The 18434-nt window shown below is 38.3% G+C and carries 14 protein-coding genes; 11 read left to right on the forward strand and 3 right to left on the reverse strand.

Annotation, left to right across the window (positions count from 1 at the left end; all coding sequences use genetic code 11):
* Positions 1 to 316: 316 nt before the first annotated feature.
* Genes JNUCC74_RS08080 through pyrE form a run of 8 tightly spaced genes read left to right on the forward strand, consistent with a single transcriptional unit; the run spans position 317 to position 9732 of the window.
* Positions 317 to 1258, forward strand: a complete 942-nt coding sequence (locus tag JNUCC74_RS08080; protein WP_454067607.1) for an aspartate carbamoyltransferase catalytic subunit — start codon at positions 317 to 319, stop codon at positions 1256 to 1258.
* The gene (locus JNUCC74_RS08085) at positions 1197 to 2477 is read left to right on the forward strand and encodes a dihydroorotase (protein ID WP_454067608.1); all 1281 of its coding nucleotides are present in this window, start codon (positions 1197 to 1199) and stop codon (positions 2475 to 2477) included. The genes JNUCC74_RS08080 and JNUCC74_RS08085 overlap by 62 nt, the downstream gene beginning before the upstream one ends.
* A complete protein-coding gene (gene carA / locus JNUCC74_RS08090; RefSeq protein WP_454067609.1) occupies positions 2474 to 3568 on the forward strand; it encodes a glutamine-hydrolyzing carbamoyl-phosphate synthase small subunit in 1095 nt (364 codons plus the stop codon). The genes JNUCC74_RS08085 and carA overlap by 4 nt, the downstream gene beginning before the upstream one ends.
* Entirely contained in the window at positions 3561 to 6758 is a 3198-nt protein-coding gene (gene carB / locus JNUCC74_RS08095) for a carbamoyl-phosphate synthase large subunit (protein ID WP_454067610.1), read from the forward strand. Before carA ends, carB begins: the two co-directional genes overlap by 8 nt.
* A complete protein-coding gene (locus JNUCC74_RS08100) occupies positions 6758 to 7516 on the forward strand; it encodes a dihydroorotate dehydrogenase electron transfer subunit (protein ID WP_454067611.1) in 759 nt (252 codons plus the stop codon). Before carB ends, JNUCC74_RS08100 begins: the two co-directional genes overlap by 1 nt.
* A complete protein-coding gene (locus JNUCC74_RS08105; protein WP_454067612.1) occupies positions 7513 to 8424 on the forward strand; it encodes a dihydroorotate dehydrogenase in 912 nt (303 codons plus the stop codon). The genes JNUCC74_RS08100 and JNUCC74_RS08105 overlap by 4 nt, the downstream gene beginning before the upstream one ends.
* On the forward strand, positions 8421 to 9131 hold the full coding sequence (gene pyrF / locus JNUCC74_RS08110) for an orotidine-5'-phosphate decarboxylase (RefSeq protein WP_454067864.1): 711 nt from the start codon (positions 8421 to 8423) through the stop codon (positions 9129 to 9131). Before JNUCC74_RS08105 ends, pyrF begins: the two co-directional genes overlap by 4 nt.
* On the forward strand, positions 9118 to 9732 hold the full coding sequence (pyrE, locus tag JNUCC74_RS08115) for an orotate phosphoribosyltransferase (protein WP_454067613.1): 615 nt from the start codon (positions 9118 to 9120) through the stop codon (positions 9730 to 9732). The genes pyrF and pyrE overlap by 14 nt, the downstream gene beginning before the upstream one ends.
* 436 nt (positions 9733 to 10168) lie before the next feature.
* On the opposite strand, the gene JNUCC74_RS08120 is transcribed toward pyrE, so the two are convergent.
* Positions 10169 to 10453, reverse strand: coding sequence for a hypothetical protein (locus JNUCC74_RS08120; RefSeq protein ID WP_454067614.1), 285 nt, complete (start codon positions 10451 to 10453; stop codon positions 10169 to 10171).
* Positions 10454 to 10576: 123 nt separating this feature from the next.
* Complete coding sequence (locus JNUCC74_RS08125; protein WP_454067615.1) at positions 10577 to 10999, reverse strand: class I SAM-dependent methyltransferase; 423 nt, start codon at positions 10997 to 10999, stop codon at positions 10577 to 10579.
* Between the two features lie 457 nt (positions 11000 to 11456).
* Between JNUCC74_RS08125 and JNUCC74_RS08130 the strand changes: the two genes are divergently transcribed.
* Together JNUCC74_RS08130 and JNUCC74_RS08135 are read left to right on the forward strand one after the other, a co-directional pair.
* Positions 11457 to 12317, forward strand: a complete 861-nt coding sequence (locus JNUCC74_RS08130) for a LysR family transcriptional regulator (RefSeq protein WP_454067616.1) — start codon at positions 11457 to 11459, stop codon at positions 12315 to 12317.
* Positions 12318 to 12384: 67 nt separating this feature from the next.
* Positions 12385 to 12804 carry an organic hydroperoxide resistance protein gene (locus JNUCC74_RS08135; RefSeq protein ID WP_454067617.1) on the forward strand — a complete coding sequence of 140 codons (420 nt, stop codon included), beginning with the start codon at positions 12385 to 12387 and terminating at the stop codon, positions 12802 to 12804.
* A gap of 136 nt (positions 12805 to 12940) precedes the next feature.
* On the opposite strand, the gene JNUCC74_RS08140 is transcribed toward JNUCC74_RS08135, so the two are convergent.
* Entirely contained in the window at positions 12941 to 14665 is a 1725-nt protein-coding gene (locus JNUCC74_RS08140) for an Rqc2 family fibronectin-binding protein (protein WP_454067618.1), read from the reverse strand.
* Between the two features lie 132 nt (positions 14666 to 14797).
* Here JNUCC74_RS08140 and JNUCC74_RS08145 point away from each other — a divergent pair, with 132 nt between their 5' ends.
* A complete protein-coding gene (locus JNUCC74_RS08145) occupies positions 14798 to 17452 on the forward strand; it encodes a cation-translocating P-type ATPase (RefSeq protein WP_077320360.1) in 2655 nt (884 codons plus the stop codon).
* The last annotated feature ends 982 nt before the right edge of the window (positions 17453 to 18434 follow it).

Raw genomic sequence — 18434 nt, forward strand, 5'->3', positions numbered from 1 at the left:
TGAAATAAAATATGAATAAACCTTTAATCAGGTACGAGAGATCTGAAAGGTTGAAAAGATATGCGTGTGCTTAGCCCACGTTTACCTCTTTGCGACCTTTTGCAAAGAGGTTTTTTACTTGTCAGAGATCATATCTGCTTTATCTGGTGGCTATCCTTTTTGAAAAGTAGCGAATCGTTTAAGGTAAAGGGTGGTGCTAGCTAAGTTGTTTTTCATCCCGATCTAAGCGGCTGTAAACGCTGCTACAAGAGGGATAAAGGAAAATCAACATGGAATGAAGTTTCACTTGATAGAAAAGGTATAAGGAGGGCAAGCTATGCGACACTTTATTTCTCTTAACGAATGGAATGAAGAAGAAATTATTCATTTATTACAGACGGCAGAGCATTATCGTAAGGAGCAGCTGACTTTAAAAAAACAGCTCTTTGCAGCTAATTTATTCTTTGAACCAAGCACACGCACAAAAATGAGCTTTTCTGTAGCTGAACGCAGACTGGGGATGGATGTATTGGATTTTAATGTCGAACATTCCAGTACACAAAAAGGAGAGTCATTGTACGACACAGCCAAAACATTTGAAGCAATTGGAGCTAACTTATTAGTAATTCGCCATCGTGACGACAACTGGATAGAAGAAATAGGAAATCATTTTTCGCTTCCAATTATTAATGCGGGTGCTGGCAAAAAAGAACACCCAACACAATGTTTACTTGACATATTAACGATCTATCAAGAGTATCAACAATTTAAAGGTCTTAATATTGTGATTGCCGGAGATATTTCGCATAGTCGTGTAGCTAAATCAAACGCATATACATTACAAAAACTAGGGGCTAATGTTTATCTAACTGCAGCGAATGACTGGCAGGATAAATCACTTGATTTTCCATACATTTCCATAGATCAAGCAGTACAAATTAGTGATGTTCTCATGCTTCTCCGTATTCAGCATGAAAGACATGAAACAGCATATATACAGGAATCGTATTTACAGCAATTCGGATTAACAAAAAGACGAGAAAAAGCAATGAAGCCTCATGCAATCGTACTACATCCAGCACCAGTTAATCGCAATGTGGAAATTGATTCGGATTTAGTAGAATGTGAACGTTCAAGAATTTTTAAACAGATGAATAATGGGGTTTATGTTCGTATGGCAATTATTGTGAAATTATTACAAGAGTGGGGGATTATTGATGAAGCGATTGTTGAAAAACGTCAACAGCCTATTAACTACAGGGGAGTTAGTTGTTCGTGACATTCTTATAGAAGATGGAAAGTTTAAAAGAATGGATGGAGAAATTAATGAAGCGGCTGATGAAATAATTCATGGAAGTGGGAAGTTAGCAGTACCCGGATTTATCGATGTTCATGTCCATTTACGAGAACCTGGTGGTGAACATAAGGAAACGATTAAAACCGGTACAAAAGCAGCAGCACGAGGAGGATATACTACTGTTTGTACAATGCCAAATACAAATCCAGTACCTGATAATGTCGCTAAAATTCAAGCATTACAGGAAAAGATTAAGCAGGATGCGGATATCCGCGTTTTACCATATGCTTCGATTACGAAGCAGTTATGTGGTGATCAATTAACAGATATAAGTGCATTATCGAATCAAGGTGTATTCGCATTCACAGATGATGGTGTTGGTATTCAATCAGCACATATGATGTTTGAAGCTATGAAACTGGCTAAAGTAAATAATAAAGCGATTGTTGCTCATTGTGAAGATAATTCCCTTGTCTATGGGGGAGTGATTCACGATGGAGAAGTTAGTAAGCGGCTGAAGCTACCAGGCATTCCTTCGGTGAGTGAATCGGTGCAAATTGCTAGAGATGTTTTACTAGCTGAGGCAACGGGATGTCACTATCATGTCTGTCATGTTAGTACCAAAGAATCTGTTCGGGTAATCCGCAATGCGAAAAAAGCCGGAATTCATGTTACTGCAGAGGTCACCCCACATCACTTATTGTTAAATGAGGAAGCTATTGCGACAGACGACACAAACTATAAAATGAACCCGCCATTACGAGCAAAAGAAGATCAAGCGGCTTTGTTAGATGGATTATTAGATGGGACGATCGATTTTATTGCAACCGATCATGCGCCACATGCGGTAGAAGAAAAACAGCAAGGTATGTTACAATCCCCTTTTGGAATTGTTGGTTTAGAGCATGCCTTTTCCCTACTTTATACGAAGCTTGTCTTAACTAAAAAAGTAAGTCTACGGCAATTAATTAATTGGTTAACTATAAAGCCAGCAAGTGTTTTTAATTTACCTTATGGTCGTCTAAAAGAAGGCTGTAGTGCAGATCTAACCGTCATTGATTTAGAAAAAACGAAAAAAATCGATAAACACGACCTATACTCAAAAGGGAAAAATACGCCGTTTGATGGATGGAAGGTACAAGGAATTCCGGTATTAACGATCGCAGCAGGCAAGATAGCATATAGGGAGGAGCTAAGATGAACAACCGTCAATTGGTTTTAGAAGATGGTACCGTATTTATTGGTGAAGGTTTTGGAAGTGAACGAAAAACAACTGGAGAAATTGTGTTTAACACAGGAATGACAGGCTATCAGGAAATTATTACAGATCCTTCTTATTGCGGACAAATTGTCATGATGACATATCCGCTTTGTGGAAATTATGGGATAAATCGGGATGATAAGGAAACAGTAACCCCATTTATTCATGGATTTGTCGCCAAGGAAGTCACCGATTATCCGTCTAACTTTCGTAGTGAAGAAACATTACATAGTTATTTAAAAGCAAATGATATCCCTGGAATTTCTGGAATTGACACGAGAAAATTAACGAAAATTATCCGTAACTATGGAACAATGAAAGCGAAAATTACAGATCTATCCGAAGATACGGAAAAAATAGTTAAACAGTTACAAGTGACAGAATTTCCCATTGATCAAGTAAAGAAAACTTCTACACTGAAGCCATATGTTGTTCCAGGGAGAGGAAAACGAGTCGTCGTTGTTGACTGTGGTATGAAGCACGGTATCTTGCGGGAGTTAACTAAACGAAATTGCCATATTACCGTCGTACCATATAATTATAATGCAAATCAGATTTTACGTTTAAAGGCAGATGGGTTATTGTTAACGAATGGACCGGGAAATCCGAAACATGTTCCCGAAACGATTGAAATGGTCAAGCAAGTTCTTGGTAAAATCCCCATTTTTGGAATTTGCCTTGGTCATCAACTTTTAGGATTAGCTTGCGGTGCCGATACAGAAAAGCTAAAGTTTGGTCATCGTGGATCGAATCATCCAGTAAAAGACATAAAAACGGATAAAACGTATATCACGTCACAAAACCATAGTTATGCGATTACAAAACAATCGTTAACAACAACTGAGCTGGAGCTTACGCATATTGCACTGAATGATGGAACGGTGGAAGGAATGAGACATACGGTTTATCCAGCTTTTTCTGTGCAGTATCATCCGGAAAGTTCGCCCGGACCTGAAGATACCAGCTATTTGTTTGATACATTTTTAGAACTTATCCAGGCTATAAATAAAGGGGGAGAAGTTTATGCCTAAAAACGAAGCAATTTCTAAAATCCTTGTCATTGGTTCAGGTCCGATTGTTATTGGTCAAGCTGCAGAGTTTGACTACTCCGGAACCCAAGCTTGTCAAGCATTGAAAGAAGAAGATTATACTGTATTATTGGCAAATTCGAATCCCGCAACGATCATGACTGATCATACCGTAGCTGATAAAGTATATATGGAACCATTGACAGTGGAATTTTTAACAAAAATTATCCGTATCGACAAGCCAGATGCGATTTTACCTACACTTGGCGGACAAACCGGACTTAATTTAGCCGTTGCGTTAGACGAGACCGGGATACTTGAGGAATACAATGTTACATTGTTAGGAACGACATTGGAAGCTATTCAACAAGCAGAAGATCGTGAAAAGTTCAGGGACTTGATGAATGAATTAAACGAACCTGTTCCTGCAAGTCAAATTGTTCATACGGTGGAAGAAGCTTGTTCATTTGCTGATGAAATCGGCTATCCAGTCATTGTTCGACCAGCTTACACCCTTGGTGGAACAGGAGGTGGGATGTGTAATACGGAAGAAGAGTTAATCGCGACTGCTCGGAATGGTTTAATACTTTCTCCCGTCCATCAATGTTTAATCGAAAAAAATATTGCTGGTTTTAAAGAGATTGAATATGAAGTAATGCGAGACAAAAACGATCAGGCGCTTGTCGTTTGTAATATGGAAAATATCGATCCAGTTGGAATACATACTGGTGATTCTATCGTAGTTGCTCCTTCCCAAACATTAAGTGATCGGGAGTATCAGTTGTTACGCAATGCATCGTTGAAAATTATCCGGGCATTAAAAATTGAAGGTGGATGCAATGTTCAGTTAGCTCTTGATCCCGATAGCTTTCAGTATTATATCATTGAGGTAAATCCTCGTGTAAGCAGATCATCAGCTCTTGCCTCAAAGGCAACTGGCTATCCCATAGCTAAAATGGCTGCCAAAATTGCAGTAGGCTTAACGCTTGATGAAATAATGAATCCAATTACAGGAAAGTCATATGCATGTTTTGAGCCGGCACTTGATTATGTTGTTACAAAAATACCACGTTTTCCATTTGATAAGTTTATTTCAGGTGACCGTCACCTTGGTACACAAATGAAGGCAACTGGTGAAGTGATGGCAATCGGCCGTAATTTTGAAGAATCATTACTGAAAGGGATTCGCTCACTGGATATAGGAACGGACGATTTATGGCTAGAAAATCTAGTCGATGTTGATAAAAGGATACTTAAACAACGCATGAAAAAAGCAGATGATGAACGAATCTTTGTCGTTGCTGAAGGGTTACGTCGTGGGATAACCATAGAAGAAATTTTCCAACTAACCAAAATAGATCGATTTTTCTTATATAAAATAAATAAACGGATTGAATTCGAGACATTGCTGGAAAAAAACGTAGATTCACTTGCTTTACTGAAAGAAGCAAAATTGCGAGGGTTTTCGGATAAACATATTGCAAGATTATGGAAAAAAAACGAAGATGCAATTTATTACCTAAGGCAAGAGCACCAGATCGTACCTGTCTATAAAATGGTAGATACATGTGCAGCAGAATTTGCTTCTGAAACGCCATATTTTTATAGCACATATGAAGAAGAAAATGAATCGGTACGGTCAGAACGAAGGAAAGTGCTCATTTTAGGATCAGGTCCCATTCGCATCGGTCAAGGAATCGAATTTGATTATGCAACGGTTCATTCTGTGCTCGCAATTAAGGAAATGGGTTATGAAGCAATGATTATAAATAATAATCCTGAAACGGTTTCTACTGATTTTAGCATTTCAGATAAGTTGTATTTTGAGCCACTCACATTAGAAGATGTCATGCATGTCATTCATTTGGAACAGCCAGAAGGGGTCATCGTTCAATTTGGGGGACAAACGGCAATTAATCTGGCTGCAGGTTTAGAGCGTCGTGGGGTAACCATACTTGGTACTAGCCTAGAAGCGATTGATCAGGCAGAGAACCGAGACAAATTTGAACTGCTGGTTGATGATTTACAGCTGCTACGGCCACAAGGAAAAACGGTAATGCAGATGGATAATGCTAAAGAAGTTGCTGAAGCAATCGGGTATCCGGTGCTAGTACGTCCATCCTATGTTATTGGTGGATCTAGAATGGAAATAGTTTACAATGAAATGGAACTAATGGCATATCTCGCAAAAACGGAACATGTAAACGATACACATCCGATTCTTATTGATAAATATATTACGGGTATGGAAGTAGAGATCGATGCAATAAGTGATGGAGAAACCGTCGTTATTCCTGGAATCATGGAGCATATTGAGCGAGCCGGAGTTCATTCGGGAGATTCGATTGCTGTCTACCCGCCACAACGAATAAGCAAACAGGTGAAAGAACAATGCCTACAAGCAGCAATCCGTCTTTCTCAAGGATTAAAAGTTAAAGGACTGATCAATATTCAATTTATTGTCAGTGAGGAACAAGTCTACGTCTTAGAGGTTAATCCTCGGGCAAGCCGGACAATACCTTTTTTAAGTAAAATTACCGGAGTAACCATGGCAAATTTAGCGACAAAATGTATTTTAGGTGAGAAGCTCGCACCAATGGGGTATCAAACAGGCATTTTACCAGAAGAAGATCAAGTATCGGTTAAAGTACCGGTGTTTTCTTTTGAAAAACTCCGCCGTGTAGACACCATTTTAGGCCCTGAAATGAAATCAACCGGTGAAGCGATCGGTTATGACAAGACATTAGAAAAGGCGTTATACAAAGGATTAATTGCTTCAGGATTAAAACTGCCACAGCAGGGGGCAGTGCTACTAACGGTAGCTGATAAGGATAAAGGGGAAATGCTGGATATTGCCTTACGATTTCATCAATTAGGCTTTCAGCTATATGCCACGGAAGGGACTGCCGATTATATTAGTCAAGCCAATATTCCAGTTATCGAAGTGAAAAAAATTGGAGCAACAGAACCAAATGTGCTTTCTGTAATTGAAAATGGTGAAGTACAATACGTCATTAATACGTTAACATCTGGAAAAAGACCACGTTCCGATGGTTTTCGTATTCGCAGAGAGTCAGTGGAGCATGGAATTGCTTGTTTAACGAATCTTGATACTGCTAATGCCATATTGCATATGATTGATTCCATGACGTTTCAAGCGAGACCAATAAAACATAAAGAGGTTGTGATCTGATGCAAAAACAGCTTATGCAGATAACGGAAAAAAGGGAAATTGCTTTGGATACGGTAGAGATGGTGTTGGCAAATAAATATATTAGTAAGCACGCAGTTCCTGGACAGTTTTTACATTTACTTGTACCGAGTCATATGTTAAGACGCCCGATTTCGATTGCCGATGTGGACAAGGAAAACGAATCGGTAACTATTGTATTTAAAATACTGGGAGCAGGGACGAGACAGTTAGCAACCCGTCAAGTTGGGGAAGCGATAGATGCTCTAGGACCAAATGGTAATGGGTTTCCACTAGATATGAAATGTGATTCAACAGTTGTATTAGTCGGTGGGGGAATCGGCGTCCCCCCGCTCTACTATTTAGCGAGAAAATTACATGAACAAGAGGTCAACTTTTTCGCTTTATTGGGGTTTCAATCAAAAGTACACGTGTTTTATGAAGAAAAATTTCAGCAGCTTGCGCAAACAATCATTGTTACAAACGATGGATCATATGGAAAAACAGGTTTGGTAACAGATGTTTTGGACAATTTCACTAAACCTATTCATCGTTATTATACTTGCGGCCCAGTGCCTATGTTATCCGCAGTGAAACGGCGATTGGTAAACGTAGAGGGGTATATTTCTTTAGAGGAACGCATGGGATGTGGAGTAGGTGCCTGCTTTGCATGCGTTATTCCTACAGATCATCAAGGTGGTTACAAAAAGATTTGTCAAGATGGTCCGGTTTTTTCAGCGAAGGAGGTGCAGCTGCAATGAATTTAGCTGTTGAAATTCCTGGATTATCATTAAAAAATCCAATTATGCCTGCTTCTGGCTGCTTTGGCTTTGGTAGAGAATATAGTCAATTTTATGATCTCAATAAATTGGGTGCTGTAATAATGAAAGCTGCAACGTTAGAGCCGCGATATGGTAATCCAACACCCCGGGTCGCCGAAACAAAGGCGGGGATGTTAAATGCAATTGGTTTACAAAATCCGGGAGTTGCGAAAATTATTGAGACAGAAGTCCCGTTTCTTGCCAGTTATTCGGTACCGATTATTGCTAATGTCGCTGGAAGCACGCTGGAAGAATATAAAGAAGTTGCCAAAGCATTTAATGAATCAGATCAAGTAGCGGCATTGGAATTAAATATTTCTTGCCCGAATGTAAAGCAAGGCGGCATCCAATTTGGAACAGATCCTTATATGGCACAAAAAATAACGGAGATGGTAAAAGAGGTAAGTCAGTTGCCGGTATATGTCAAACTGTCACCAAATGTAACAGATATCGTAGCGATGGCAAAAGCGGTAGAGCAAGCAGGAGCGGATGGGTTATCGATGATCAATACCATTACAGGTATGCAAATCCATCTACCGACGAGATGCCCATTGCTAGCTAATTATACAGGTGGCTTATCCGGACCAGCCATTAAGCCGGTAGCCATTCGGATGATTTATGAAGTAAAACAACAGGTGACGATACCCATTATCGGAATGGGCGGCGTTATGAATGCAGAAGATGTACTTGAATTTTTATTGGCAGGAGCAAGTGCTGTAGCTGTAGGCACTGCTAATTTTCAAAATCCGTACATTTGTATGGAAATTATTGAACAATTACCGGATACGCTCAATAAGTATGGTTTCTCTTCGGTGAAAGCGGCAATTGGAGGTGCGATTTGCGAATGAATCCAGCAATTTATTTAGCTCTTGATTTTCCGGATTGGTCTAAAACAAATGCATTTTTAACCGAAAATGAATTAGCTGGTATCCCGGTAAAAGTAGGGATGGAGCTCTTTTATCGTGAGGGACCAGCGTTAATTGAAAAATTACAGAAAAATGACCACTCCATTTTTCTGGATTTAAAACTGCATGATATTCCAACTACAGTAAAGCGAGCAATGCGAAGTCTTGCTCAATTAGAAGTAGATTTGGTCAACGTTCATGCACTTGGGGGCGGAGACATGATCCAGGCAGCTAAAGAAGGCTTGTTACTTGGTAACCCTAGCGGAAGCACGAAATTGTTAGCAGTAACGATTCTTACTTCTATGGACCAAAAAACAATGAAACGTGAAGTTAAGCTAACAGGTGATTTGCCCGATAATGTCGTCCATTTTGCCAAGTTGTCCAAGCAAAATGGAGCAGATGGGGTCGTATGCTCTGTTCATGAAGCAAACCTTGTGAAAAAAGCATGTGATTCATCATTTCTAACTGTTACTCCGGGCATCCGTCTAACTAATTCACAAGATAATGACCAAAAGCGAATTGCAACTCCAACCACTGCGAAAAATCATGGTGCTGATAGGATCGTTGTTGGTCGAGCGATCACGCAAGCTACGCATCCGAGACAAGCATATGAACAAATAAAAGGAGAGTGGGAAGATGGCAAAGCATGAAGAACTCATCCGCGAATTACTAAAAATAAAAGCAGTACAAATTAAGACAGAAGGCTTCTTCACATGGACTTCAGGTATTCAATCACCTATTTATTGCGATAATCGTTTGACAATGTCTTATCCGCCGATTCGTAAAGAAATAACGCAAGCGTTTATCCATTTAATAGAAGAGTTACAATATAAACCGGATCTAATAGCAGGTTGTGCAACAGCTGGTATTCCACATGCAGCATGGTTAGCCGATTCGCTCCATCTACCAATGGTATATGTTCGTTCTAAACCGAAAGCACATGGAAAGGGAAACCAAATAGAAGGACGTATAGAGAAAGGACAAAACGTGCTCGTTATAGAAGATTTAATTTCTACCGGCGGATCATCTATTGAAACAGCTAAAGCTTTGCAGTTAGCTGGTGCTGAAGTATTAAGTGTATTAGCTATTTTTACATATGGACTGCCAAAAGCTACTGCTAATTTTCATCAAGCAGGATTCACTTACCACACAATTACCGGGTTCGATGCATTAATGGATGTACTAAAAGCAGATGAAACTATTGATGAAACGGATAAACAGAGACTGTTCGAGTGGAGAGACAGCTTGTAAAATAAATAGAAGGGGCCAAATCTTTTACTGTCCATATAGAAGATAATAAGAGAGGAGGCCCTAAATTGCTATAGCTAGCTGTTCTTTCTATACATGCTCAAGCAGTACAAACCATTCATCGATAGAGAAGCATTCAGGTTTCTTATTTTTTGTTTTAATTTGAAAATAGGTAGTTATTTCTTTATTGGCGCGTATTAACAAAGGCTATAAGTGCTCGTTTAGCGGTGTACAAACTGGAGACTCTTCTGACGAGATAAAGGAAACATACCTCTAAAACAAGGTTATGCCGACGCCTAAAGCGGCAAGCTAGCTTTTAGTCCTTAGATTTGAGCCGATAGTTGACTTATCGTAGGAAGAAGATCGAAGTTTGCTAGCCGCTGAGCGCTTAAGCTGGACGAAGCTCTTCTTTTAAAAAAGTAATCCACAATGAAAAAAATTATATTTTCTTATGTAGTAAAAAAGAGGCAACCTGTTGCTTTTCTTCGATCGTATCCAAAGTTCGGTTACTCCATTCTTTTACATATAATGTTTTTTTCTGAAATTTATCTTTTAAAATCGATAAGCCATTTCTCTGAAACAGTGATTTCCATTCTGACATAGTTAGATAGTTAACATGGCTTTCATCACGCATCTTTTCTAATTGATGTAAAAAATGACGGTGGATTTGACTTGTTGGAGCAATATTGTCAATTAATAGAAACTTCCCCTTTGGTTTAAGCACACGCTTAACCTCTTGAATAAAATGAACCTTCATTCAGTAGGAGTTTTCTTCCATCTCCTACTGAATGTTAGTTGAACGAATCGGGCATTTAGGTGCCGTTTTCTCCCACTTAGACCTTTTGTATCAACTCAAGGCTCTTGAAGTGGGAGTCTTACGGCACCTTACATGCGGGATAAATAACTCGGGGTGGGGAAAATGATGTGCAGCAATTCGGCATGTGATTAGCTCGAAGCTGTGGTCTAAAAAGGGCAATTGCTCAGCGTCTGCTATTAGATATTCAAAATTTTTGAAAGATTGTAAGTGCTTTTTTGTGTTTTCTAGCATTTCTTTTGTTAGGTCTGTTGCATATACCTTAGCGACAGATGAAGAAAGATGTTTAGCAACATGTCCCCCTCCAGTTGCTATATTTAATAACCTCATCGTTGTTGTTGGTTGCAGCCAAGCTTCGATTAATTTTAGATCGCTCTTCTTCCTGTGCGTACTGCTTGAGATATAAGCCTGCTTATTTTTAGCAAATGCCAGTCTCACTTTTTCTTTTTCATCCATTGGTTTATCCCTCCTAACTTTTTCTCTTCATTTAAGCATATCATCGTAATGCAATAAGTAAAATACTGTTATATAATAGAAAGTGATAATAATTTCTTATTAGATAAATTATATATATGTTTGAGATGATAAAGTGACACTTCCATCAGTGGAGGTTCGTTCATCGCCATACAAAGGGTCTCAAGCTAAAAGCGCGACATCCTCGAAAAAGGAAACCGCTTTTTCTTCGTGTGGTACTGCTTCAAGGAAACTTTCCTTATCCTTGAAAAAGAAGGACGCTTTTTCTTCGTGCGATGTCTATCAAGCAGTCACTCTAGTCCTGTTGGCCCGAACCAATCGGACATTTGACTTGCTGTTAGACTTCTTGATTCCACTTACTCTTCCAGGTGGAGGACATACTGCCGGTTAGATGTAGGATAAATATACTGAATCATAGAGGAAATGAGGTTGGGGAGAAATGAAGATAGACGACTATAAATTATTGCTGAAATTGCAAGAAATTGGAACGATTAGAGGTACAGCTAAAACGGTATTAATATCACAACCTGCTGTTACACAACGGCTCAAATATATGGAAGAATACTTTGGTCATGATGTATTCATACGTACTCCAAAAAAACTGATTCCAACACCAGAGGGTGAAATTATTTTAGACCATGCTCAAAAAGTAATAGAAAGAGAGCAATCATTAAAAAATAAATTAATTCTTTCGCATAACGAGGTTCAGGGAACGTTATCTATTGCGTGCTCTTCATTAATTTCCCAGCGGTTTCTTCCTGCCTTACTGGGAAAGTTTACAGCCAAGTATCCAAAGGTGGCGATAGATTTAGTAACAGGTATAAGTGAGGATATTAAACGGAATCATAAAGACTATCATGTGTGCATTATTCGTGGTAAAAAGTTGAAGGAAAGTACGTGTATTCGTTTGTTTGATGATCCTCTATATATTTTTGATACAGAGGAATTCCCGAAAAATAAATTAAAGGAACGACCATTAATTGCTTTCAAGTCCGATGACAGCATGCATGAGTTAGTAGATAATTGGCTATATGTCCATCAGAATGAGATTAAGCCGGTTAAAACGATTACGGTTGATCAAATAGAAACCTGTAAGCAACTAATGAAGCAAGGACTTGGCATGGCAGTACTGCCTGAAAGTGTATCTGATTCGATGAAGGAGGAGTATCCGAATATTCCTTTACGATTAAATGGAAAAGCAGTATCTAGGCATACGTGGGTTTGTTTTCAAGAGGGAGTACGCGCATTGCCTCAGGTCAACCATTTTATTGATGAACTCGTATCATTTTTAACTTTTTAGGGCTTGGTGTTTAAACTAAATCAGTAAAAGGGTATATATTAGTAGCTTGTAAAAAGGAGTGATAAGCATGGAAAATGTTATTTTTACATCGACAGCAACTGCCAAAAATGGTCGAGATGGACATGTGCAATCAGATGATGGCTTAATTAACTTAGCACTTGTTAATCCGGCAAATAATAAACAAGCTAGAGGATCAAATCCAGAGCAATTATTTGCAGCAGCTTATTCAGCTTGCTATGATGGTGCACTTCATTTAGTTGCCTCTAAAGAAAAAAAGAAAATTGATTCCGAAACAACAGCTGCAGTTAGTCTGCTTAAGGACTCTGACGATAATGAGTTTAAAATTGCGGTAGAACTTACGATTAAAATAAAGGGTGTTGAACAGAGCGAAGCAGAGGAACTAGCGAAAAAGGCACATCAAGTTTGCCCTTATTCAAAAGCAACAAGAGGAAATATCGATGTTCAATTAAAGCCCCGAGCAATCTAATTTGTTGTATTGCGTGTTCAAATAGATTGAATGAACTTCAATGTTAACATTTTATACGTTCTAACGTGCGATGAAATTCAATGTGTGATTTTTACCGGACATTTTGAAACAACCTCTTAAACGCTCAAGGAAGATTTTATTTTGAATCTTCCTTGAGCGTTTTTAATTGCTTAACAAGTTGCTTATTTGGAGTAACAAAGAGTGTTTTTTGACTATCATAAGTTACAAATCCAGGTTTAGCACCGTTTGGCTTTTTTACATGTCGTATTTTTGTATAGTCAACAGGTACGGAGGAAGATTGTCGAGATTTACTAAAATATGCAGCTAACTGTGCTGCTTCCTGCAATGTTTCTTCACTTGGCTCCTTCGAGCGAATAACGACATGTGAACCGGGAATATCTTTTGTATGCAACCAAATATCATCACGAGCAGCGAGTTTCATCGTTAAATACTCATTCTGTTTATTGTTTTTACCAACTAATATAGTAGTTCCGTCAGATGCTATATATTTCTCGGGCACTGGCTTTTTAGCCATGTGCTTATTTTTCCTTGCGATTGTACGCATTTTTAAATAGCCTTCTTCACGAAGTTCCTCGCGAATTTCCTGAACATCATTACTGCTAGCTATATCTATTTGCTGAAGTAGTTGTTCTAAGTAATCAATTTCCCGTTTTGTCTTTTCGATTTCTGCTGTTACTTTATGCTCTGATGTTTTTAATTTTTGGTATGTCTTAAAGTAATGTTGGGCATTTTCACTTGGTGTTTTCGTTGGATCTAAATCAATAGTTATCTTCTTTTGTTCCGGATCGTAGTAGTCAGTTACCGTTACTTTTTGGTCACCAGCTGATACAAGATGTAAATGTGCTGTTAATAATTCACCTAGTCGTTGGTATTTTTCTTTATTTTTAGCTTTTTTAATCGTTTGCTCGTGTTTTTTTAACTTTCGACGATTTTTATCTCGTTCATTTTTCAAAAAGCGATACAAATCTTTTGCTTGTTGTTTGACACGATCCCGTTCTGCTTTTCCTGTATAAAATTGATCCAGCATGGTATTAGTTGTAGAGAAAGTCATGTTTTCACCAGTAATATGAGTTAAAGGAATGACATGAAAATCTTCTTTTCGATGCTGGTAAATCGCAGGTGTAAATTCATTTTCAAGTAAATGCATCTGAATATCGGAGAAAACTTGTTTATATTTACTCCGATCACCTAAATGAGTACGATGAACTATCTCTTTTGCAATAATCGGTGAAAAACCTGTTAAATAATTAACGATTTGGGAGTCGAGCTTGCCTGCATTAAAATCAAGTTTATTAACGAATTGCTCTGCATTTATTGTCAAGGGATCCAATTTCTCCTGTTTGGGAGGAAGTAAGTAGGCTTGACCAGGAAGAATAGTTCGATGTCGATTTTGCCAACTTGATACATGTTTTAAACTATCGATAATATGCCCCTGGTCTATATCTACAAGCAATAGATTACTATGTTTTCCCATCAATTCAATAATCAATTTCTTCGTGGACAGATCACCAATTTCATTTCTTCCTTGAATAGTAAATTGTACAATCCGTTCCATTCCAAGTTGATCGATTTGTTCTATGAACGCCCCAGATAAATACTTTCGCAAAACCATGCAGAACATTGGTGGTTCTTTTGGATTCGCAAACTGTTCATTTGTTAGATGCATTCGAGCATAGGTTGGATGGATAGAAAGTAACAAAACGAAATTTTTACGTTTATTACGAATAGTTAAGACGATTTCTGTCTCCGTAGGTTGATAAATTTTGGTTATCTTTCCTAAAGTAAGCTCTGCTTTTAGCTCTTCTGTTACTGCACGCGTTACAATACCGTCAAATGGCATACGATCACCTCATTGGCAATTATAGCATTTTTATGGACAAGTCTGCATACATATCGTTAAGGAGAAAAAACAACAAAGAAGAAAAAACAACTTCTTCGAATAGTTATGAGTGCTAGAGTTGGAGGAATGCAGATGAACTGGTATCAATTAGATGTAAAAGATGTAGAAAAGAAACTGCATGTAACTGTGAATCGAGGTTTAACGGATAAACAAGTAGAAAAAAGACAAAAGCAATACGGAGAGAACGCCCTAGAAGCACAGAAGAAAGTACCTAAATGGTTAATTTTCCTAAAACAATTCCAAGATTTTATGGTGCTGGTTTTATTAGCAGCTACCTTAGTAGCTGGATTATTAGGTGAATACATTGATGCAATTGCGATAATGGTGATTGTACTTGTTAATGGATTCATTGGCTTTTTTCAAGAACAAAAAGCAGAAAAATCGTTAGATAAACTAAAGGAATTATCTGCGCCGATGGCTTATGTCTTGCGAAATAAAAAATGGGAAAGGATCCCATCCAAAGATGTCGTTGTAGGAGATGTTGTCAGAATAACGAGCGGAGACCGGATTCCTGCTGATATTCGAATTGTTAAATCGGATAGTTTGGAAACAGAGGAATCAGCATTAACAGGTGAATCCTTACCAGTAATGAAGCATGCTGCTGCTATCCATCGTGATCATTTAGATGCTCAAGACCAGATTAATATGGGATTTATGAGTACGCTAGTAACACGGGGATCTGGTATTGGTATTGTAGTAGGTACTGGTATGCAAACAGTAATGGGACAAATTGCTTCATTAATGGCAAACACAAAAAAAGTAATGACTCCATTAGAACGAAAGCTTGCTGAATTAGGAAAAATATTAATTGTTGTTGCTCTCTTGCTTACTGCTCTAGTCGTGGTATTGGGGGTTGTACAAGGTCAACCATTATATACAATGTTTTTAGCAGGAGTATCGCTTGCTGTTGCTGCTATTCCTGAAGGGTTGCCAGCTATTGTAACCGTCGCATTATCCCTAGGAGTTCAACGAATGATTCGCAAAAAAGCAATTGTTCGCAAGTTATCTGCTGTCGAAACATTAGGCTGCGCTTCGGTTATTTGCTCAGATAAAACTGGAACAATGACACAGAATAAAATGACTGTAAAAGAAGTCTTTATTAATGGAAAGCATTTATATGTGACAGGAGACGGGTATGAATTAGATGGCGATTATTTTTTAGATAAACAAAAAGTCGATCATCGTTATCCAAACTTAGAATCGATGTTGTTATATGGCATGCTATGCAATCATGCTTCTATTGTTGTAAAAAAGGGCAAACATGCAATAGAAGGAAATCCAACTGATGGCGCTTTGCTGATAGCAGCAAGAAAATTTGGACTGACCATAGTCGATGTAGAACCATATAAAGTAATTAAAGAATTTCCGTTTGATTCGGTCAGAAAGCGGATGAGTGTCGTCGTAGAAGATGTGAACCAACGTCGTTTTCTAATTACCAAAGGAGCACCAGAAATTTTATTACCACGATCCACCTATGTGATGGATGAACAAGGACGCCAGCTATTAAAGGCAAACCAGCAAAAAATGATCGAGCAAGCAATTAATGGTATGGCTGAAAAAGCACTTCGTACATTAGCCATTGCGATCAAACCATTAACCAAACAAGATGATTTACAATCGAGCATACTGGAGAAAGATCTAACCTTTATTGGTGTATATGGCATGATCGATCCACCTCGTAAAGAAGTGAAAGGGGCTATTAAAGAATGTAGGAGTGCAGGAATTAAAACCGTAATGATTACAGGTGATCATGCAAAAACTGCACGGGCCATTGCTAAAAACTTAGATCTAATGCCAGAAGATGGACAAGTTTTAGAAGGTTCCCAGATAAATAATATGTCACAGCAGGAACTAGAAGATGTAATTGAAAATATATATGTGTTCGCACGGGTTACTCCAGAGCATAAGTTAAGAATCGTTCACGCGTTTCAAGAACAGGGACATGTTGTTGCCATGACTGGAGATGGTGTCAATGATGCACCTGCAATAAAAGCTAGTAATATTGGTGTAAGTATGGGAATTAGTGGAACAGATGTAACGAAAGAAGCATCCTCCCTTATATTAATGGATGATAATTTTGCAACCATTAAAGCAGCGATTGAAGAAGGACGTACCATTTACGAGAATATTAGAAAATTTATTCGTTATTTACTAGCCTCTAATGTTGGAGAAATTCTCGTTATGCTCTTTGCTATGTTACTTTCCCTACCGCTGCCGCTTGTTCCAGTGCAAATTTTATGGGTAAACCTGGTAACAGATGGGCTTCCAGCAATGGCACTTGGAATGGATAAGGCTGAGGGCGAAGTAATGAAAAAACGGCCAAGGAGTTTGCAAGAAGGAGTGTTTGCTCGCGGATTAGGTTATAAAATTATCAGTCGAGGGATTGTGATTGGCATTGTTACGTTGGTTGCTTTTATGGTGACATATCAGGCCAATCCTGATCATCTCACCTATGCTCGAACGGTAGCATTTACCACATTAGTACTTGCCCAATTAATTCATGTGTTTGATTGTCGAAGTGAACAATCTATCTTTTCGCGAAATCCATTTGAAAATATGTATCTTGTATTAGCAGTCCTTTCTTCATTGTTCTTGCTGTTAATCGTTGTTTATTGGCAGCCATTGCAACCAGTCTTCCATACAGTTTCACTTAGCTTAAGAGATTGGATGTTAATCTTCGGCCTAGGTGCTTTACCAACTGTATTATTTGGTTTTACAAAAAAGTAGATCCGAAAACTACGGGAACGTATCTAACAGTATAATTAGGTACGTTCCTAAATAATGACTAGAAGTTTATACCCACTTTTCCATATAGGTAACTTTTTTGAAAAGTAGTTTTGTCATCTAGCTTAAGCGCTCGAGAGACGAGCCAAACTTCGATCTTCTACGATAAGTCAACATCGGCTTAAATCTAAAGGAAGGCCGACTAAAAGCGGGCTTGCCGCTCAGGCGTCGGCATCCCCTGTTTTAGAGGCGTGTTTTCTTTATCCCGCATGTAAGGTGCCGTAAAACTACAACTTAGAGAATACGGTGAAGTTTAAATAGGGATAACGGCACCTAAATGCCCGATTGGCTCATCTAACATTTCTTGGGAAAGTTATTCCAAGAAATGAAGTTTCCCTTTATCCCGCATGTAAGGTGCCATATTTTTCACATTTCAAAGATCTGCTTATCATTTTGCAACTTTATGAGAAAAACGGCACCTAAATGCCCGATTGGTTCATCTAACATTTCTTGGGAGAAGCATTCAAAGAAATGAAGTTTCCCTTTATCCCGTCAGAAGTTCGGCCATTTATACGCCGCTAACCCAAGCGCTTCTTGCTTTTGTTCTTTCCGTATTTACTTCATCGGTTAATCTGTTTCCTGTATGCCTTCTTTGTTTATCCAAACTATTTTATTCAACGACCTATTTATTGCATAACATTTATTTGGCACAACTTTAGGTAAGGTTATATTTACCTTTCTCCATCAGGTTAACGGTTTGCCAAGTCGCTCTTCTATTGCTGTGATCGTCTACTTGAACACGAGCTATTTTTACTTTATTTTTCACCTCTTATTTAACCTTCATAACCTAAGTGTAATATATACATTACCAAGTCCAACTCTATATTAGAAAATTATACTATCTTAAACTCTGATTTCTTTTTAAACATGTATTTTTAAAGTATCTGTACATCTAGCAGTCCGTTTCCTTTTACGTATGGAAGAG

The sequence above is a fragment of the Cerasibacillus sp. JNUCC 74 genome (assembly GCF_053667775.1).